Annotated in this window: 20 protein-coding genes and 1 tRNA gene; 16 read left to right on the forward strand and 5 right to left on the reverse strand. The window is 63.3% G+C overall.

All coding sequences use genetic code 11. The features are described from left to right. The first annotated feature begins 111 nt into the window (after positions 1-111). The 9 genes from ACFPN5_RS05380 (at position 112) to ACFPN5_RS05420 (ending at position 6,727) form a co-directional block, all read left to right on the forward strand. Positions 112-858, forward strand: coding sequence for an SDR family oxidoreductase (locus ACFPN5_RS05380; RefSeq protein ID WP_379780872.1), 747 nt, complete (start codon positions 112-114; stop codon positions 856-858). 418 nt (positions 859-1,276) lie between these two features. Beyond that, positions 1,277-1,681, forward strand: coding sequence for a tol-pal system-associated acyl-CoA thioesterase (ybgC, locus tag ACFPN5_RS05385; RefSeq protein WP_379780874.1), 405 nt, complete (start codon positions 1,277-1,279; stop codon positions 1,679-1,681). Positions 1,682-1,717: 36 nt separating this feature from the next. Next, positions 1,718-2,401 (forward strand): protein TolQ, encoded by a 684-nt coding sequence (gene tolQ / locus ACFPN5_RS05390; protein ID WP_379780876.1) that lies wholly within the window; start codon positions 1,718-1,720, stop codon positions 2,399-2,401. Positions 2,402-2,411: 10 nt separating this feature from the next. After that, positions 2,412-2,843, forward strand: a complete 432-nt coding sequence (locus ACFPN5_RS05395) for a biopolymer transporter ExbD (RefSeq protein ID WP_379780878.1) — start codon at positions 2,412-2,414, stop codon at positions 2,841-2,843. Between the two features lie 9 nt (positions 2,844-2,852). Further along, positions 2,853-3,842, forward strand: a complete 990-nt coding sequence (gene tolA / locus ACFPN5_RS05400) for a cell envelope integrity protein TolA (RefSeq protein WP_379780880.1) — start codon at positions 2,853-2,855, stop codon at positions 3,840-3,842. 35 nt (positions 3,843-3,877) lie between these two features. Continuing rightward, complete coding sequence (tolB, locus tag ACFPN5_RS05405; RefSeq protein WP_379780882.1) at positions 3,878-5,143, forward strand: Tol-Pal system beta propeller repeat protein TolB; 1,266 nt, start codon at positions 3,878-3,880, stop codon at positions 5,141-5,143. A gap of 47 nt (positions 5,144-5,190) precedes the next feature. After that, positions 5,191-5,712: a peptidoglycan-associated lipoprotein Pal gene (pal, locus tag ACFPN5_RS05410; protein ID WP_379780884.1), complete on the forward strand. Its 522-nt coding sequence runs from the start codon at positions 5,191-5,193 to the stop codon at positions 5,710-5,712. Between the two features lie 111 nt (positions 5,713-5,823). Next, the gene (gene ybgF, locus ACFPN5_RS05415; protein WP_379780886.1) at positions 5,824-6,579 is read left to right on the forward strand and encodes a tol-pal system protein YbgF; all 756 of its coding nucleotides are present in this window, start codon (positions 5,824-5,826) and stop codon (positions 6,577-6,579) included. 72 nt (positions 6,580-6,651) lie between these two features. After that, a tRNA-Lys gene (locus ACFPN5_RS05420) sits at positions 6,652-6,727 on the forward strand. A gap of 69 nt (positions 6,728-6,796) precedes the next feature. Here ACFPN5_RS05420 and ACFPN5_RS05425 read toward each other — a convergent pair. The 3 genes from ACFPN5_RS05425 to ACFPN5_RS05435 are packed head-to-tail and all read right to left on the reverse strand — an operon-like array spanning position 6,797 to position 9,760. Next, positions 6,797-7,609 (reverse strand): ABC transporter ATP-binding protein, encoded by an 813-nt coding sequence (locus ACFPN5_RS05425; RefSeq protein WP_379780888.1) that lies wholly within the window; start codon positions 7,607-7,609, stop codon positions 6,797-6,799. A 13-nt stretch (positions 7,610-7,622) separates the two neighbouring features. Next, complete coding sequence (ntrB, locus tag ACFPN5_RS05430) at positions 7,623-8,525, reverse strand: nitrate ABC transporter permease (protein WP_379780890.1); 903 nt, start codon at positions 8,523-8,525, stop codon at positions 7,623-7,625. A gap of 29 nt (positions 8,526-8,554) precedes the next feature. Next, positions 8,555-9,760, reverse strand: coding sequence for a CmpA/NrtA family ABC transporter substrate-binding protein (locus tag ACFPN5_RS05435; RefSeq protein ID WP_379780934.1), 1,206 nt, complete (start codon positions 9,758-9,760; stop codon positions 8,555-8,557). Between the two features lie 470 nt (positions 9,761-10,230). Between ACFPN5_RS05435 and ACFPN5_RS05440 the strand changes: the two genes are divergently transcribed. Then, positions 10,231-10,644 (forward strand): hypothetical protein, encoded by a 414-nt coding sequence (locus tag ACFPN5_RS05440; RefSeq protein WP_379780892.1) that lies wholly within the window; start codon positions 10,231-10,233, stop codon positions 10,642-10,644. A 151-nt stretch (positions 10,645-10,795) separates the two neighbouring features. Here ACFPN5_RS05440 and ACFPN5_RS05445 read toward each other — a convergent pair whose 3' ends face one another. Then, positions 10,796-12,238: an MBL fold metallo-hydrolase gene (locus ACFPN5_RS05445; protein ID WP_379780894.1), complete on the reverse strand. Its 1,443-nt coding sequence runs from the start codon at positions 12,236-12,238 to the stop codon at positions 10,796-10,798. A 264-nt stretch (positions 12,239-12,502) separates the two neighbouring features. Here ACFPN5_RS05445 and ACFPN5_RS05450 point away from each other — a divergent pair, with 264 nt between their 5' ends. After that, positions 12,503-12,703, forward strand: a complete 201-nt coding sequence (locus tag ACFPN5_RS05450) for a hypothetical protein (protein ID WP_379780895.1) — start codon at positions 12,503-12,505, stop codon at positions 12,701-12,703. 105 nt (positions 12,704-12,808) lie between these two features. Here ACFPN5_RS05450 and ACFPN5_RS05455 read toward each other — a convergent pair whose 3' ends face one another. Further along, positions 12,809-13,873, reverse strand: coding sequence for a DUF3466 family protein (locus ACFPN5_RS05455; RefSeq protein ID WP_379780897.1), 1,065 nt, complete (start codon positions 13,871-13,873; stop codon positions 12,809-12,811). Positions 13,874-14,102: 229 nt separating this feature from the next. Between ACFPN5_RS05455 and ACFPN5_RS05460 the strand changes: the two genes are divergently transcribed. The 5 genes from ACFPN5_RS05460 to ACFPN5_RS05480 all read left to right on the forward strand — a co-directional run bounded on the left by ACFPN5_RS05460 (position 14,103) and on the right by ACFPN5_RS05480 (position 19,127). Next, positions 14,103-15,503 carry an L-cystine transporter gene (locus ACFPN5_RS05460; protein WP_379780899.1) on the forward strand — a complete coding sequence of 467 codons (1,401 nt, stop codon included), beginning with the start codon at positions 14,103-14,105 and terminating at the stop codon, positions 15,501-15,503. A gap of 110 nt (positions 15,504-15,613) precedes the next feature. Continuing rightward, positions 15,614-16,378 (forward strand): histidine phosphatase family protein, encoded by a 765-nt coding sequence (locus ACFPN5_RS05465; protein WP_379780900.1) that lies wholly within the window; start codon positions 15,614-15,616, stop codon positions 16,376-16,378. An 11-nt stretch (positions 16,379-16,389) separates the two neighbouring features. After that, positions 16,390-17,430: an NAD(P)H-hydrate dehydratase gene (locus tag ACFPN5_RS05470; protein ID WP_379780902.1), complete on the forward strand. Its 1,041-nt coding sequence runs from the start codon at positions 16,390-16,392 to the stop codon at positions 17,428-17,430. A gap of 288 nt (positions 17,431-17,718) precedes the next feature. After that, a complete protein-coding gene (locus tag ACFPN5_RS05475; RefSeq protein ID WP_379780904.1) occupies positions 17,719-18,201 on the forward strand; it encodes a hypothetical protein in 483 nt (160 codons plus the stop codon). Positions 18,202-18,596: 395 nt separating this feature from the next. Then, entirely contained in the window at positions 18,597-19,127 is a 531-nt protein-coding gene (locus tag ACFPN5_RS05480; protein WP_379780906.1) for a hypothetical protein, read from the forward strand. The last annotated feature ends 244 nt before the right edge of the window (positions 19,128-19,371 follow it).

Genomic DNA, 19,371 nt, shown 5'->3' on the forward strand with positions numbered 1-19,371 from the left:
AGAGCAAGGAAAGCGTGTCAGGCTGGCAAGCTGGGCCTCCAAGCTGGCTGGTCGAGCAAGATGGCCATTTCGGCTACAATCTGCGGGCTACCGCCAATCGAGGATTCCATCATGATCGTTTTCATTACCGGCGCATCCGCCGGTTTCGGCGCCGAAATGGCGCGCACTTTCGTTCGCAACGGCCACCAGGTCGTCATGGCCGCGCGCCGCAAGGAACGCCTCGACGCGCTCGCGCAGGAACTGGGCGAATCGGCGCTGCCGGTTGAAATGGACGTGACGAACAAGGCGTCGATCGAGGAAGCGCTGGCCCTGCTGCCGCAATCCTGGCGCCAGATCGACGTCCTCATCAACAACGCGGGCCTGGCACTGGGCACCGCCCCGGCACACGAAGCGCCGCTCGACGACTGGGAAACCATGATCGCGACCAATTGCCAGGGCCTGGTGACGATGACGCGCGCACTGCTGCCGTCCATGGTCGAGCGCGGCAGCGGACTGGTCATCAACCTCGGTTCGGTGGCCGGCCATTACCCCTACCCTGGCGGCAACGTGTACGGCGCCACCAAGGCTTTCGTGGAACAGTTCACGCTCAACCTGCGCGCCGACCTGGTCGGCACCGGCGTGCGCGCCACCAACCTGGCGCCAGGGCTGTGCGGCGGCACCGAATTCTCGAACGTGCGCTTCAAGGGCAATGACGATGCCGCGGCCAAGGTGTACGAGGGAACGACGCCCCTGACGGCGAAGGACATCGCGGAGACCGCCTACTGGATCGCGACGCTGCCGCCGCATGTGAATGTGAACAGTATCGAACTGATGCCGACTTGCCAGGGGTTCGGGCCGTTCAATATCAAGCGCGGTTAAGCGGGATTCACACGCGACGTATTCAAGGATACCCGTAGGGTGGGCGGCTTCGCCGCTCACGCGTTCAAACCGAGCCTGCATCCAGGCGCAAATAATCTCGCCGATGATCGTTGGGTGCTGTTGGCAACCCGGCAGCGCTCGGGTCTTGTTGAACGCGTGAGCGGGGGACCCGCCCACCCTACGGATCAAGCTCATTTGCCGCAGGCCCATTTCGCTCAGCATCGCACCGTGCGCCCTGCCTTTGATAATTGTGAGAAAGTGTTACAGTTATTGTCCCGACAGCGTTGCATCTCGTCTACTAGCCGCGCCTGATGTGCCAAGCACGCGCTTCCCGGTCCCTGCCCGCCAGGATGTTCGCTAGCGAACATATGCGTGAATGGCGTAAAATGTTTCCAATTATCATTTATGGCAAAGTGACATGCCTTCCGTTTTCACCTGGGCAGTAAGGGTCTACTACGAAGACACAGATGCCGGCGGTATCGTGTTTTACGCGAACTACCTGAAATTCTTCGAGCGTGCGCGCACCGAATGGTTGCGCGCTGCCGGCGTCAGGCAGCAGGACCTGATCGATCGCGAGGGTGTTGCCTTTGTCGTGCGCAGCGCAACGATCGACTACCATGCTCCGGCACGCCTCGACGACGAGCTCACGCTGACCCTGTCGATCGAAAAACTTGGCCGCGCCTCGGTGCAGTTTGTCCAGAAAGCGTATTGCGGCGACCGTTTATTGGCCGCGGCGAGCGTCAAGGTCGGCTGTGTCGACATCGCCACGGTGCGACCACGCTCGCTGCCTGACGATGTCGCTGATAAAATGCGTGCCGCCTGATCCATCCAACAATATTGCTTATTTGATGTTTATCCGATGACACCGACCCACGACCTTTCCTTTCTCGCCCTTATCAGCAACGCGCACATCATCGTGCAGCTCATCATGCTGTTGCTGCTCGTGCTGTCGGTCGTAAGCTGGTCGTACATCTTCCGTAAAATCTTCGCGATCCGCGCGGCGCGGCGCCTGACCGAACAGTTCGAGCGCAGTTTCTGGGCCGGCGGCAACCTGCATACCCTGCACCAGAGCGCCAGCGCCCAGCGCGAACAAAGCGGCCCCCTGGCCCGCATCTTCGAGTCCGGCATGGGCGAATTCATCAAGGGCAAGCAGGCATCGCGTGACGCCCTCGACATGGGCGCCGTGCTCGACGGCTCGCGCCGCGCCATGCGCGCCGCTTTCCAGCGCGAACTCGACGGCCTCGACCTGCACCTGAACTTCCTGGCCTCGGTCGGCTCGGTCTCGCCCTACATCGGCCTGCTCGGCACCGTCTGGGGCATCATGAACGCCTTCCGCGGCCTGGCCAGCGTGCAGCAGGCAACCCTGGCAACCGTCGCGCCCGGCATCGCCGAAGCACTGATTGCCACCGCCATCGGCCTGTTCGCGGCGATTCCGGCGGTCGTCGCCTACAACCGCTTCACGCACGACATCGACCGCCTCGCGACCCGTTTCGAGAGCTTCGTCGAGGAATTCTCGAACATCCTGCAACGCCAGTCGCGCTAAGGGGATCGACATGGCCTTTTCCAGCAGCATGCGCGGTGGACGCCGCAGCAAGTTCAAGTCCGAAATCAACGTCGTGCCCTACATCGACGTGATGCTGGTGCTGCTCATCATCTTCATGGCGGTGCCGGCCAACCAGACGCCGAACGTGGTTAACCTGCCGAGCGCGGAAAAGTCCGCCTTGCCGCCGGACACCTATATCCACATCACCGTGAAGCCCGACGCGACCCTGTCGATCGGCGTTGCCGGCAAGGAAACGGTCGCTGCCGAGAGCATGCCGAACCGCGCCGCCCTGCTCGAGCGCCTGCGCGAACTGCATGCGGACCAGCCCGATTACCCGGTGATGATCTCGGGCGACCGCGAGAGCAAGTACGCGGAAGTCATCGAGCTGATTTCTGAATCGAAAAAATTAGGGATCAACCGCGTCGGCCTCGCCACGCAGTAACGAGCAGCAATGTCCGCAACCAAGCCAGCTACCAACGGCGCCCCCTACACGGTGCCGCCAGAACCGAACCGCGTCCCGGCCATCCTGCTGGCGGTGGCGGCACACGCCGTCCTGCTCGCGTTCCTGTGGGTCGGCATCAGCTGGGAGAAGAACGAGCCGCCGGCCGTCGAGGCCGAGGTCTGGGACACGAAGGTGCAGTCCGCCGCGGCGCCGGCACTGCCTCCGCCACCTCCTCCACCGGAAGTCGCCGAACCGGAGCCGCGTCCCGAGCCGACCCCGCCTCCTCCGACGCCGAAAGTTGCCGAGCCGGAGCCGGTCAAGCCGGCCGCGCCGGACATCAACCTGGAGCGCGAAAAGAAGCTCGCCGAGCAGAAGAAGCAGCGCGAGCTGGAAGAAAAGAAAGAACGCGAACTGGCTGAAAAGCGCGAGCTGGCCGAGCTGAAGAAGAAAGAACTCGAGAAGAAAGAACTCGACAAGAAACTGGCCGAGAAGAAGGAGCTCGAGAAGAAAGAGCTCGACAAGAAGGCGCAGGAAAAGAAGCTTGCCGACGCGAAGCTCGAAGCCGACAAAAAGAAGGTCGCTGCGGAAAAGGCCGCGAAAGCGAAGGCCGAAGCCGCCGACCAGGCCAAGCTCGACAAGATGCGCGACGAGGAGCTCAAGCGCATCACGGGCGCCGCCGGCACCTCGGGCAGCGCCCAGAAATCGACGGCGCCGAAGATCGACGCCGGCTATGTCGGCAGGCTGACCGGCATCATCAAGAGCAACACGAACTTTACCGGCAGCACCGACGTACCGGGTAATCCGAAAGCCGTCTTCAAGGTCGAGCAACTGCCAACCGGCGAGATCCTGTCGGTTCGCCTGACCAAGAGCAGCGGCGTGCCGCAGTTCGACGAAGCGGTGGAACGCGGCATTAACAAATCGTCACCACTTCCAAAGAAGAAAGATGGTACGGTGGAGCGCACCCTTGTGGTCAATTTCTCCATGAAAGACCTGGACTGATCGCACCTGAACAATCTTTGCCGAGAAAAAAACGCATGAAAAAACTTCATATATTGTTATTTTCCGCCACCCTGATGATCGGGTCGGCGGCCAATGCCCAGCTGCAGGTTGAAATCGCCGGTGTCGGCAGCAACCAGATCCCGGTGGCCGTTGCCGCCTTCGCCGACGAAGGCATCGCGCCGGACCAGGTGTCGGCAGTCGTGCGCGCCGACCTCGAGCGCAGCGGCGTCTTCAAGGTCATCAATGCCGGCCAGGTCATCAGCGACAGCGCCAGCATCGATGCCGGCGCCTGGAAAGCCAGGGGCGCGGACGCCCTCGTGGTCGGCAGCGTCCAGCGCCAGCCGGACGGCCGCTTTGCGGTGCGTTACAAACTCTACGACACCGTAAAAGGCGGCCAGCTGTCGCAGCTGGGCGGCGAAGTGCAGCCGAAGTACATTCGCCTGCAGGGCCACCGCATCGCCGACGACGTCTATGAAAAGCTGACCGGCACGCGCGGCATCTTCTCGACCCGCATCGCCTACGTGAAGGAAAACCGCGCCGGGCGCCAGTACGCGCTGGCAGTAGCCGATGCCGACGGCGAAAACGAAATCGTCGCCGTCAGCGGCCGCGAGCCGATCATTTCGCCGGCCTGGTCGCCGGACGGCGGCCGGGTCGCCTACGTGTCCTTCGAAGACCGCAAGCCGGTCATCTACATGCAGGACCTGGTCTCGGGCAAGCGCCGCGTGATCGCCAACGAAAAAGGCAGCAATTCCGCGCCTTCCTGGTCGCCGGACGGCAGCAAACTGGCCATCGCCCTCTCGAAATCGGGCAGCTACCAGGTGTATATCGTGAACGCCGACGGCTCGGGCATTCGCCGCCTGTCGAACAGCAACGGCATCGACACCGAACCGCAGTTTTCGGCGGACGGTCAAAGCATCTATTTCACCAGTGACCGCAGCGGCGGACCGCAGATCTACAAGATGAGTGTTTCGGGCGGCAACGCCACCCGCGTGACCTTCAACGGTAATTACAACATCAGCCCGCGTGTGTCTCCAGACGGCAAGACCCTGGCCTGGATTGCGCAGCGCGACGGCGGTTTCTCCCTTTACGCGAAAGACCTGGCCAGCGGCCAGGAGCTGCGCCTGGCCGATGGGGCCTCCGAACCGAGTTTTTCGCCGAACGGCAAGTACATCATGTACGCGATCAAAGGTGGCGGGCGCACTTCGCTGGCCGTGGTATCGACCGACGGCCGGGTCAAGCAGCGCTTGACGACGAAAGCGGGAAATATTCGGGAGCCCAGCTGGGGTCCCTTCATGAAGTAATGAAGTAATGAAGTAAAATCACCAACCAAAACCAGGAGAGAAAACCCATGCGCAACGTTAAGAGTGTAGCTTTCATCATCGCCACCGGCGCCCTGCTCGCCGCGTGCAAATCGCCCGTGCCAGTCACCGCGCCGCCAGTCGTCGAGCGTACCCCGGACGCGCCGGCCGCCGACACCACCCGCGACATCCGTCCGGTGGAGCAGGCAACCGTCGATCCGCTGAACGATCCAAAAGGCGTGCTGGCCAACCGTAGCGTGTACTTCGACTTCGACAGCTATGTCGTGCGCGAAGACGGCAAGCCGGTCGTGGCGAACCACTCGAACTACCTGAACCAGAACAAGACCCGCAAGGTCCTGATCCAGGGTAACACCGATGATCGCGGCGGCACCGAGTACAACCTGGCCCTGGGCCAGAAGCGCGCCGAAGCCGTGCGCCGCTCGATGTCGGCACTGGGCGTGGCCGAAACGCAGATGGAAGCCGTCTCGCTGGGCGAAGAAAAGCCGAAGGCAACCGGTTCGGGCGAAGCGACCTGGGCGGAAAACCGCCGCGCGGACATCGTTTATCAGTAATCAGACTAACCGGGCCGTTTAAGACCCGGTTAATTGACAGCGGGGCGGACGCGGTGCAGACTGCTACCGCCCTGTTTGTCAATTTGGAACACCGGATTAGAAAGAGTACGAATGATGAAACTGTCCCCGTCCCGCTTTGCCCCCCTGCTGCTGGCATTGGTGTTGCCGCTCCAGGCATCGGCCGGCCTGCTGGACGACGATGAAGCGCGCCGCGCCATTCTCGACTTGCGCGCCAAGGTCGACGCCATCACCCGTGACCTTACCACCCGCCTCGACGCCAAATCGGACAAGACCGCGACACTCGACATGCTGAACCAGCACCAGGAAACGCTGGCCGAGATTGCGAAGCTGCGCGGCCAGATCGAAGTGCTGGCCAACGAAGTGACCAAGGCCCAGAACAGCCAGCGCACCCTGTACGCCGACCTCGACGCCCGCATCAAGAAGCTCGAGCCGCGCGCGGAAACCATCGACGGCGAAACCGCCGAGGTGCTGCCGTCCGAGAAGCAGGCCTACGACAGCGCGATGGCAGTCTTCCAGAGCGGCGACTACAAGCGCGCCGCGATCGCCCTGCAGGACTTCGTCAAGCGCTACCCGGAATCGGCCTACGCGTCGAACGCCCAGTACTGGCTCGGCAACGCCTATTACGCCCAGCGCGACTACAAGAACGCGATCGCCGCCCAGGAAGTCGTGACCACGACCTACGCCAGCAGCGCCAAGGCGCCGGATGCGATGCTCAACATCGCCACCAGCTATGCCGAGCTGAAGGACAAGGTCAAGGCCAAGAAGACGCTGCAGACGCTGGTGTCGAAGTTCCCCGGCACGCAGGCCGCCCAGTCGGCGAAAGACCGCCTGGCCGTCCTGAAATAAGACCGCAGGGAAAGTTCTAGGCGCTGCACGTTTGACAGCACGACGGCAGCGCCCTATAATCCTGCTTCTTTCGGGTCGTTAGCTCAGCTGGTAGAGCAGCGGACTTTTAATCCGTTGGTCGCAGGTTCGAATCCCGCACGGCCTACCACGAATACAGAAAAGCCCACAAACTCCGGTTTGTGGGCTTTTTGCTTTGCGTCCCCTCCCTTAGCCTTTCTCAGGCCGCTTGCGCCACCGGATGCGCCTGTTTGCGGTACAGGAATTCCAGCACGGCTTTGCGGTGTTCGGTGTAGCGCGCATCCTGGGCCAGCGCGACGCGGTCGCGTGGACGGTCAAGCCCCACCTCGACGATCTCGCCAATGGTGGCGGCCGGGCCGTTGGTCAGCATGACGATGCGGTCCGACAGCAACACCGCTTCGTCCACGTCGTGCGTGACCATCACCACGGTCGATTTGGTGGCGGCGACGATCTTGAGCAGCTCGTCCTGCAGGTGGGCGCGCGTGAGCGCATCGAGGGCGCCGAAGGGTTCGTCCATCAGCAATACCTTCGGCTGCATCGCCAGGGCCCTGGCGATGCCGACGCGCTGCTTCATCCCGCCCGAGATTTCATGCGGGCGCTTGGCGCCGGCGCTGGAGAGGCCCACCAGTGCAAGCGCGTCCAGGGTGCGCTCACGCAACTGGGCGCGGTTTTCATTGCGCCCGAAGACGCGCTCTACGCCGAGGTGGATGTTTTCGTAGCAGGTCAGCCATGGCAGCAGCGAGTGGTTCTGGAACACCACCGCGCGCTCCGGCGACGGTCCGGCGATTTCGCGGTTGGCGCACAGCAGCACGCCCTCGGTCGGCTTCAGGAGGCCGGCGATCAGGTTGAGCAGCGTCGACTTGCCGCAGCCCGAATGGCCGATCAGGGTGACGAATTCGCCCTTGCGCACCGCCAGGTCGATACCGCGCAGCGCCTGGAACACGCCCTTTTTGGTGTGGAAGGCCATCTCCACGCCGGAGATGTCGATGAATTTCGGATTCGAAGCGTTCATGGTCGCGTCTCTTTCAGTTGGCTACTTGTTCGTGGGTGAGCGCACGGGCCAGCGCCATCAGGGCCTGCTCCAGCAGCAAGCCGACCACGCCGATGATGACGATGGCGATGATGATGTGCGAGACGTTCAGGTTGTTCCACTCGTCCCAGACCCAGAAGCCGATGCCCACGCCGCCGGTCAGCATTTCCGCCGCCACGATCACCAGCCAGGCCGTGCCGATTGCCAGGCGGATGCCGGTCAGGATGTAGGGCAGTGCCGAGGGCAGCAGGATCTTGGTCAAGACCTTCCATTCGGACAGGTTCAGCACCCGCGCCACGTTCATGTAATCCTGCGGCACGCGCTGCACGCCGACGGCGGTGTTGATCACCATCGGCCAGATCGAGCAGATGAAGATGGACCAGATCGCGGCCGGGTCGGCCGACTTGAACACCAGCAGGCCGATCGGCAGCCAGGCCAGCGGCGACACGGGTTTGAGCAGGCTGATGATGGGTCCGAACATGCGGGCGACGAACTGCACCCGGCCGATCACGAAGCCCAGCGGAATGCCGACCAGCGCCGCCAGGCCGAATCCCACCCCCACGCGCTGCAGGGAAGCGAGCACGTTCCAGCCGATGCCCTGGTCGTTCGGGCTGTTGCGGTAGAACGGATCGGCGAACAGCACGAGCGCTTCCTGGAAGGTCGCCAGCGGCGTCGGGAAGGCCGTGTTGCGGGCAGCGATGAGCTGCCAGACCAGCAGCACCAGCGCGATGCCGACCAGCGGCGGCAGGACCAGCTTCACCGCCGTGGCGAAGGGCTGCATGCCGCGTGCGGCCGCGGCGGCCGGCTTGCGCGCCGGGCGCGGAAGCGTCTTTGGGGCGGCGCTGGCGACGACGGCAGGCCGCAGCTCGTGCACTTCGGATTTCAAGATGGCGCTCATGGCGTTTCCTTTTTAGGGCGAGGTAATGGTCAGGTCTTGATCTTGAACGAGGCGGCGTAGGCTTTTGGATTCTTGCCGTCCCAGACGACGCCGTCCATCAGCTTCGAGGTGCGCAGCGGGCTTTTCGGGATCGGGGTGCGTGTCGCCGTAGCGGCTTCCTTGTACAGGTTGACCTGGTTGACCGCGCCGGCCACCGCCAGGTAGTCCGGATCGTCCTTCAGCAGGCCCCAGCGGCGATGCTGGGTCATGAACCACATGCCGTCCGACAGGTAGGGGAAGTTGACCGTCCCCTCGTTGTAGAACTTCATGTGGTTCGGGTCGTCCCAGGTTTTACCGAGTCCATTCTGGTAACGGCCCATGATGCGCTGGTCGATGGCGTCCTTGCTGGTGTTGACATAGGACTTGCTGGCGATGACCTCGGCCATCTTGTTCTTGTTGGCCAGCGAGGAATCAATCCATTTGCCGGCTTCGAGGATGGCGGCCATCATGGCGCGGCAGGTATTCGGGTTCTTCCTGGCGAATTCCAGCGTGCTGCCCAGCACCTTCTCGGGATGGTCGCGCCAGATATCCTGGGTGGTGGTGGCAGTGATGCCGATGCCGTCCATGATGGCGCGGTGGCCCCAGGGTTCGCCCACGCAGAAGCCATCCATGTTCCCGACGCGCATATTCGCCACCATCTGCGGCGGAGGCACGGTGATGACCTTGGCCTCCTTCATGGGGTTGATGCCATGGGCCGCCAGCCAGTAGTACAGCCACATCGCGTGGGTACCGGTCGGGAAGGTCTGGGCGAAGGTAAATTCGCGTTTTTCGGTGCGCATCAGCCTGGCCAGCGACGCGCCGTCGACCGCGCCCTTGTCGGCGAGCTGTTTCGAGAGCGTGATCGCCTGGCCGTTGTTGTTCAGGCCCATCAGCAGCGCCATGTCCTTCTTCTGGCCGCCGATGCCCATCTGGACGCCGTACAGCAGGCCGTACAGCACGTGGGCCGCGTCCAGGTCGCCATTGACCAGCTTGTCGCGCACGCCGGCCCAGGAGGCTTCCTTGCTCAACACGAACTTGACGCCGTATTTCTTATCGAAACCAAGCACCGAGGCCATCACGACCGAGGCGCAATCGGTCAGGGGAATGAAGCCGATCCTGATTTCTTCTTTTTCCGGTTTGTCCGAACCTGCCGCCCACACCCCGCCCGTGGCCAGCCCCAACAGGCCGGCGCCTGCTGCCAGGCCTGCCCCATGCATGATTTTCCTGCGCTCGAGGTTCACCCCGTCGGCGCGCACTGGCACGGCGTTCGGCGCTTCGGTTTTCTTATGATTCATCGCACATCCCAAATGTAGTGAGGCAAAAAAAACGACGCGTACCCGACATGAAGACATTCATGCTCCGGTAGACGTCGTTGTCTTGGTGGGCTCTACCAGCGTTGGCAGGACTCGTGCGCTCCATTGCGCTCCTACCAATACGCAAGGTCCGTGCCAATGCGGGATAGCCGGGATGGCGCATGCGTTGGCATGCGGATGCACTGCGCGATGGCGCAAGCACGCACTGCCATTGTGCAGCGCATCATTTTGGGCGGGGGATGCCAGGGGCATGAGCTGGCTCGGGCAATCCTGCTGCAGAGAAATTTAATACATATGCGAAGCATTGTCCGGAACCGCCCTGTCCAACCTTCACAACGAGCCTTACCACTCAACTTTCGATGAAGGAGAAGACCATGCGTGCCCTGCTTTGCCTTGCCCTCGCCTCCGTGTTTGCCTCGACTGCAGTCGCCTCGACCGCCCACGCCGCGACCGCCCAGGTGTCGACGGCGCAGGCCTCGGCCGCATTATTGACGACGCCGATCAGCCTTGGCGAAGCCATCGAGCTGAAAAACGACGTCGAGGGGCAGTACCGGCTCGAGAACGGCCGCGACGTTCGCCTGGTCCAGGTGGATCACAAGCTCTACCTCGACCTGAACCGCCATTACCGCAAGGAGTTACTGCCCGTCGCGGAAAACGTGCTGGCGTCGCGCGACGGCAGGCTGACGGTGCAGTACATGCCGCATGGTCCGGTCGAACAGATCCTGATCCAGCACCCGGAACTGCCCGCCAGCCTGCGGCTCGGAGAACGCAGCTGGGACGGCAGGTAATGGCAGGTGCATAAGCCCGTCTTATGAACCGGGCGATGTCGTTAGCCGGGCTGATCGTTTGCCGGATCGCGCCAAGGGCGGGTCACGCGCAGCCAAAGCCCACGAATTCAGGTTCGTGGGCTTTTTGCGTTCCGGTGCCGCAAACAGCCGCTCATTTGGCGCTCATCGGGCGCTCATTGGCGGCAACCTGGCTGGCATACACCGTCCACGCATTCAGGTCATATAAATTCTCGCTCTTGTGGCCCAGCATGCGCTTCACAGCCTGCTTCAGCTTGTACACCGGTTTCAACGAATTTCCGTAACGGCGCAAGCGGGTTTTGCCCGGCTTTCTCAGTAAAACCTGGAATTCGCGATGCAGGTTCTTGCCTGCCGATTCGCGATCAGCGTATTCGAAAATCCCTCCCGATCCGACGAACAGGATTTCATTTCCATAGCGTTGCTCGAGGCTGTTTCGCAGGTATTGCAGTCGTGTCGTGTACATGACGTCGAACGCTGGGAGATCGCCGTCCTTGGTGTCGATCTGTTTCAGCTCGAGGTGCCGCCCACGTTTCTCGATCAGGATCCCCGCGTCGCTGTTGCGAAAGCGGATGAAAAAACGGTAATTGCGCTCATAGCTCAGGAGATAGTCACGGTGCGCGTCGAGCACGCCCTGGAGCAGCGTGGCGACTTCGCCAAGGGCCTCGCCGGTAACGCTGCCGTAACGGTTCGCGCGCGCGATCTGTTCGCCCAGGTCGCAGCGCAACGCATCGATCGACAGCGGTTTCCACAGCTTGGCGGTGCACGTGGTGCCCTGTTCGATGACATAACCCGGCGCAATATCGACCACGGAAACCGCCGACTGCGGAAATAGTTCCCGGAATGCGTCCGTCGGCCGCTCGGAATTATGCATGGGCTCGTTCGCCCATTGCAGGTCTTCTTCCAGGAACACGACGTCCGCCGCGAACGGGAAGCCGAACCTGGGATCGAGCCGGTTGATCAGCCTGGCCCACTGGCGGTTGAAATAGGTCTGCCGGTACGCGGCGGTCGCAGCACTGTTTTTGCCCGGAATAACATAACAATTCGGGAAATGGGACGCCGTCCCATATCCGCAGAAAACATAATCGATCACGGGATACAGTTCCTTGAGCCTGGCGGCGACCGTCTCCTGAACCGCTGCCGGCGCCGAGTGCAAGGCATCGTTGATGTTCAGGCATACCTCGCAGTCGTCGCTGATCGCCATCAGCGTGTCGTCCGAGTAGGTCGGCATGATGCGGCAGCTGACACCCTCGCTGCCAAGCGCAATCGCTTCGTCGCCCACTTCGACTACCGTAAATCCCATATCGCGGATAAAACCCGCCATATTCGACGACGCCGCCACCAGGATGACCGTGGTACGGCTGAACCCCTTCAGGGTACCCGGGTGCAGGTGGTCGTTATGGCCGTGTGAGATATAAATATAGTCCGGTGTGATGTTCTTTAATGTGTCCACTGCCGGCGCCGGATAGACCCACCACTGCGCGCCAAAACACGGTCCACGCCACCACGGATCGGACAGGATACTGATTCCGTGTGTCTCGATGAGTATCGACGCGTGCCCAATGAAGGTTATTTTCATGACTGCGCGCTTTCCAGTAGATGTCGGATCAGGACAGCGTAGCGCCCTTTAGACATATTCCGGTTGCATAACCAATCGTGCAGGCGAACTGTTACTGATGTACCACAGCCAGCGTCCGGCGCTGGCGTGCATTCACAGGTAAATAGCTTGAATTACTGACCTGAGGCATGAACCCCTACCGCAGAGAAATTTAATACATATGCAAAGCATTGTTCAGAAACGCAGTACCGGCTCGAGAATGGCCGCGATTTCCGCCTGGTCCAGGTGGACCAGAAGCTCTACCTCGACCTGAACCGCTATTACCGCAAGGAGTTACTGCCCGTCGCGGAAAGCGTGCTGGCGTCGCGCGACGGCAGGCTGACGGTGCAGTACATGCCGAATGGTCCGGTCGAACAGATCCTGATCCAGCACCCGGAACTGCCCGCCAGCATGCGGCTTGGGGAACGCAGCTGGGACGGCAGGTGACGGCGGATAAGCCCAGCTGATGAACCGGGCGATGTCATAAGCCGGGCTGATCGTTGCCGGATCGCGCCCAGGGCCGCCTGCGAAACGCGCCCTGGTTGGAGCGGATCAGTCCCGCCGGCGGCGCGCGCGCCGGCGCCACCCCAGCAGAGTGCCGCCGCCCAGCAACATCCCCCAGGTGGCCGGCTCCGGAATGGCCGATACCAGGTCGAGCCGCACGGCGTGGCAGGCGCCGGCACGGCAGGCGGTGCCGACGATCTGCTGCAGGTCGTTGATGCCGGTGGCCTCCTCCAGCACCCAGCCCGAGGCAGGATCGATGACCGTGTTCAGATCGAGCAGCGTGCCGTTCTCGTACAGGAAGGCGCGGCTGCCCACGCCCTCTCCATACAAACCCACCACCTGGCTCAGGTTGTTGATGCCGGTGGCATAGCTGTAAGGAGTAGCGGCCAATTGGCCCAGGTCGAGCAGCGTGCCGTCATCCCACAGGAAAGCACTGGTCGGGTAGAGCTCGCCACCAACCGATTCGGTGCCGAAGTAGCCGACCACCTGGTCGCGCTCGTTGATGGCCAGCGCCTCGCTCCATGGGCCATTGAAGGGACCGAGGTCGATCATGGACCCGTCGCGGTAAAGAAAAGGCGTGAGCGGCCAGTTCGGCGGTCCGCCGACGTCGCTGGCGCCCACCACGTGGCCAAGGTTGTTGATGGCATTGGCTTCGCTGTGGATGCCGTATAGGGTGCCGAGGTCGGTCATAACGCCGTCGCGGTAGCTGAACGCGTGCCGTACGAACGGATTTTCGACGTCCTCGAACTCGGCCATGCCGACCACCGTGCCGTCGTTGTTGATGCCGCGCACCGAGGTGGCGCCAAAACTGGTAATCCAGGTCATGCGGCCAGCGCTGTAAAGGAAGCCGTTGCCGCCGGATTCGCCGGCGACCTGCCCGCGATCGTTGATGCCGCGCGCCCTGCCGCTGCCCAGCACGGTGTAAAGCCCGCCTGAAGCCATCCAGGCGTTGCCCCCGAGTTCGCCGACGACCTGGCCGGACTCGTTGATGTCCCAGGCGAAGCTGCCGGCGCCGGCAAGTTCGGTGACGGTATAGCGCGGTACGGCGGAAGCAAGCACCGGCACGGCCAGCAACAGGCAGGCGGCAAGGCGCGCAATGTGAGGGAGACGCATCGGGTGCTCCATGGAAGAGTTGTCGGTGCTGGAAGCGTAAGCGCGTGGCTGCGCCACCGGTCTGCGCAAACGCAGCAGTCGCGCAGATTGATTTTCCTCAAACCATTTGCATAAAAGAAATAGCGGGTGGCATAGGCTGACGAGCTTGTCTTCCTGCGAAGCAATCGGTTTGCCTATAAAATGCTGCGATTGCATTTACGCACCATCCTTGCTTCTAAAAAAGGCTGCCATGACCCTCCCCCTGCTGCTGAACCTGGCCGTCGCGCTGCTTGCCTGCTTCCTTCTCTACCGGATGCAGGCGGCCCACGCGTCGTTCACCAAGCGGGTCTTCAGCGGCCTGGGCCTGGGCGTGCTGCTGGGCGGCGCCTTCCAGTGGATCTACGGAGCCGCGTCGCCCGAGGTGGCGCAGACCAATGCCTGGCTCGACGTGGTGGGCAGCGGCTATGTCAAGCTGCTGCAGATGATCGTCATCCCGCTGATCATGGTGTCGATCATCGGCGCCATCCTCAAGTTGCGCGACGCGGCCGCACTCGGCAAGATCAGCGCGCTGACCATCGGCATCCTGATCGCCACCACCGCGGTGGCGGCCGCGATCGGCATCCTGATGGCGAAACTGTTCGGCCTCTCGGCCGTGGGCCTGACTGCGTCCGCCGCCGAGGTCGCGCGCGGCGAATACCTGCAGGGTTCGCTGGGAGCGGCCAAGGAGATTTCGCTGCCTTCGATGCTGCTCTCCTTCATTCCGGCCAACCCGTTTCTTGACATGACCGGCGCGCGCAAGACCTCGACCATCGCGGTCGTGTTCTTCTCGGTGTTCGTCGGTATCGCCGCCACCGGCATCGCCGCCAAAAAGCCGGATGAATTCGCCTCGTTCAGCCGTTTCGTGCAGGTCGCCCATACGATCGTGATGCGCATGGTCACGCTGGTGCTGCGCCTGACCCCTTACGGCGTATTCGCGCTGATGGCAAAGGTGGTGGCCGCCTCCAGCCTGCAAAGCATCCTCAACCTGCTCGGCTTCGTGCTCGCGTCGTACAGCGCCATTTTCCTGATGTTTGGCGTGCACCTGGCGCTGGTCGCCCTGGCCGGCCTGAACCCGGCACGCTACCTGAAGAAAATCTTCCCGGTGCTGGTGTTTGCCTTCACCTCGCGCACCAGCGCCGGCTCGATCCCGATGAGCGTGGCCACCCAGACCACGCGCCTGGGCACGCCGGAGGGTGTCGCCAACTTCGCCGCATCGTTCGGCGCCAACATCGGCCAGAACGGCTGCGGCGGCATCTATCCGGCCATGCTGGCGGTAATGATCGCGCCGACCGTCGGCATCGACCCGTGGACCGCCGGCTTCCTGCTGCCCCTGCTGGCGATCGTCGTGTTCGGCTCGATCGGCGTGGCCGGCGTCGGTGGCGGCGCCACCTTCGCCGCCCTGATCGTGCTCTCCGCGATGGACCTGCCGGTGGCGCTGGCGGGCCTCCTGATCTCGATCGAGCCGCTGATCGACATGGGCCGCACCGCGCTCAACGTCAGCGGCTCGATCACGGCCGGCACCCTCACCTCGCGCATCCTCGGCGGCACCGATATGCGCGTATTTAATAGTGATGCGGCAACCAATCTGGACGCAGAAGAACAAGCTGCCTGAGCCGGGAAAAATTTGAGCAGGTGTTAATAGTTTGCGCACGGAATCGTGCGCGGACCCCCTGCCGAATCCGTCTATGATGATGTCATGTCAACATCAACGACGGGCAGGTGATGGAACAGAAGTGGCCACAGGAACTCTGGCTGATCAGGCACGGGCAAAGCGCGGGTAACGTCGCGCGTGACCTGGCCGAGGCCGCCGCCGGGCACGAGATCGACATCGCCGAGCGCGACGTCGATGTGCCCCTGTCCGAGCTCGGCATCCGCCAGTCCGAAGCCCTGGCCGAATGGTTCGCCTCGCTGCCCCCGGGCGAGCGCCCGAACGTCGTGCTGCATTCGCCGTATGTGCGCGCGGCCGAAACCGCCAAGATCATGATCCGGCGCCTCGAGCGCGATTCGCTGCTGGCGGTCAATGCCGACGAGCGCCTGCGTGAAAAGGAATTCGGCATCCTCGACCGCCTCACCACGCACGGCATCGCCCATAAATATCCCGACCTGTACGCCCAGCGCCACCACGTCGGCAAGTTCTATTTCCGCCCGCCCGGCGGCGAAAGCTGGTGCGACGTCATCCTGCGCCTGCGCAGCGTGCTCGACACGCTCTCGCGCGACTACTGCCACGAGCGCGTCGTGATCGTCGCCCACCAGGTGATCGTCAACTGTTTCCGCTACCTCATCGAGCGCCTCGACGAAGCGAGCATCCTCGCTTTCGACCGCGCCGGCGACGTGCCGAACTGCTCGGTTACCTCGTACACCTTCGACGCGCAAGAAGGCAAGCATGGCGCCCTGGTGGTGCGCCTGGTGAATTTCGTGGCTCCGCTCGAGGCGAGCGGCACGCCGGTTACCGTCGGCAAAGACGTGCCGACGGCACCCAAGGCGTGAGGCCGCCCACGATGAACGCCGTTCACGACCTGCCTGACGCCATGCCCGCCGCCCTGACCGCGACCGTGGATGCCGCCACCGCCGATGCCATCGACGTCAGCACCGAACTGCTGCGCAACTGGCCCCTGCCCATGCCCGGCGCCGAAGGCGACAAGGAAGAGCGCGGCCACGTGCTGGTGCTCGGCGGCTCGCGCGAAATGCCGGGCGCCGTCATCCTCGCCGCCACCGCCGCCCTGCGCGCCGGGGCGGGCAAGCTGACGGTCGCCACCGGCGCCAGCGTGGCCCAGCTCGTTGCATCCGCCATGCCCGAGGCGCGCGTGATCGGCCTGGCCGAAAGCGAGGCCGGCGGCTTCCTGCCGGAAGCCATTGCCCGCCTCGATCCGCTGGCCGACCGCGTCAATGCCATCCTGATCGGGCCTGGCATGCAGGACGAAGCGGCCGCCGCCGAACTGGTGCACGGCCTGCTCGGGCGCATGCAGGGCAGCGACACGGCCGTCGTGCTCGACGCCTGCGCGATGGGCACGCTGCTGCACGCCCCCGCCGGTGCACAGCCGGGCGTGGCCTTCCGCTTCGAGCAGCCCGTCATCATTACTCCGCACTGCGGCGAAATGGCGCACCTGACCGGCATGGCCAAGCCCGACATCGTGGCCGGTCCCGACGATCCGGCACGGGCCGCCGCCGCCGAATGGAACGCGGTCGTCGCACTGAAAGGTGCGCGCACTGTCATCGCTTCGCCGTCTGGCGCGTTATGGCAGCACGAGGGCGGCAATGTTGGTCTGGCCATTTCGGGCTCGGGCGACACGCTGGCCGGCATCATCGCCGGCCTGGCGGCGCGCGGTGCCACACTGGAACAAGCCACCTGCTGGGGTGTCGCGCTGCATGCGCGCGCCGGCGAGCGCCTGGCAAGCCGCATGGGTGTGCTGGGCTACCTGGCGCGCGAGATCCCCGACGAGATCCCTGCGCTACTCGAATCTGTCGCCGGCCTTGCTGCGGGCGACGCAACGACCATCCGGGCAACACCGGGGGGCCGGGAAGAACGGAAATCCGTTTGACCGGTATCAAAATCCGCAAGCCACACCGCGGAATAAAGCAAGAAGCGCACAATTCGACGAACTGGCGATAATCACGACAGTCTAATTTTTATAGTCGAATTCGTACGCTATACGGGGCCGCGTGTTGCGTCGGTTCCCTGATGGTTTCGCCAATGAACACGGACGGGAACTCCTGATCGAATCAGGGTGACCAAGAGGTTCATGGCGGAGCTGAACTGGCGCCGTAACCCTCCAGCAGCCTCACCTGGAGACTACGGCACAAGATAGACGTGAACGAGGAGTTTAACAATGAACGCAATGACCAAAGCACCAAAAATCCTGCTGACCGCCGCCCTCCTGGCAACCATGCTGGGCGCATGCAAGAAGAACGACACCGCCGGCACCGGCGGCGCCGGCGACACCTCGGCAACCTCGCCAAGCTCGACGTCGGGCACCAGCGGCACCACCGGCACCACGGGTGATACCGGCACCGGCGCAACTGGCACCGGCACCACCGGCACCGGCGCAATGGGCACCACCGGCGACACTAGCGGCACCGGCGCAACCGGCACCGGCACCACGGGCACCGGCACGGGCGCTACCGGCACCACTGGCGACACCACCGGCACCGGCGCAACCGGCACCACGGGCACTGGCACCAGCGGCACCACCGGCACCAGCGGCACGTCGGGCACGACCGGCACCACCGGCGCCAGCGGCACCACCGGCAGCACCGATTCCTCGGGCACCGGTACCGGCACCACCGGCACCACCACGGGCACTGGCCGCTAATCGGTCCTTGTCGCCCAAAAGCGGAGCCCCACAACGAGGGCTCCGCGTTTGCGCTGCCGGCACGCTTTCATGCCGGCACATTCTCATGCCGCGTTTGACCGTCGCGTCGGCACCAATCAGGCGTGCGCCTCCGTCCCCGCTTTTTCGTTCCTGCTTTTCGTCCTTGCGCTTAGTCCCTGCGCTTGGTCCCCGCTTTTCCTGCCTTCCACCGACGTTGTTTTGTGCCCTTAGCCCGCTTCGCCTCGTCACAGGCGCTTGCCTCATGCTTCGTCGTTTCCACTCTGTCAAACAGCGCACAGTGGATTCCGGGAAGTCCATGACACAATCAAAGCCAGTCCCCGCCCTGCCTGTCGCATGAAGGCGACAGCGGCAAGCCATCGAATGAGGAATTTATCATGCACACCATAAAAGTTTTACCGAAGATCGTACTGACTGCAGCCTTCCTGGCCGCCACGTTGGGCGCCTGCACCAAGAAGGATTCCGGCATCGGCGGCGATGGCGATGCCGCCTCCGTGGAAAACAGGACGCTCGGATCGGGTGCCGGTTCCGCCGCCGGCGTGAGCGGCGGCACGGGTAATTCGGGCGATACGGGCCTGTCCTCGACCGAGTACAACACCAACATCACGCCGCGCACCGTCGGCAACAGCGAAAGCACCAAGGAAACCAGCCTCGGCGCCTCCGGCGGCGCCAGCGGTGTCGACATGGTCGCGCCCGACAAGGCCGGCCCCGGCGCGCAGGGCACGTCGGGCACATCCGGCATGGGCGCCACCGGCACTGGCGGTTCGCCACAGGCCGGGGCGACCGTGGTTGCGCCTCCGGGAGCGGAGACGGGCGCTGCAAAGGGCGTCGGCACAAAGGCGAGCGGCCATACCGGCGACACCACCGGCACCGGTCCGGCCTCGACCAAGACGGACGCCGGCCGCTGATCGCCGGTGGCCCGGCAAGGTAACAACACCGAGGTAAAAAAAGAGCCTGCTCGCGCAGGCTCTTTTTTCTTCACTTGTCCCGTCCTGAAATCGGTTGTCTAACTTTGCCTTATTCAGGGAGAGCGAGATGGCAACTGAAGGAAAGCGTACCCAGCGCGACTACACGCTGGCTTTTAAACTGGGGGTGGTTGCCTCGGTCGAAAAAGGGGAAATGACCTACGGGCAGGCCCAGAAGAAGTTCGGC

The sequence above is a fragment of the Massilia niabensis genome, assembly GCF_042655085.1.
GTDB lineage: Bacteria > Pseudomonadota > Gammaproteobacteria > Burkholderiales > Burkholderiaceae_D > Telluria > Telluria niabensis.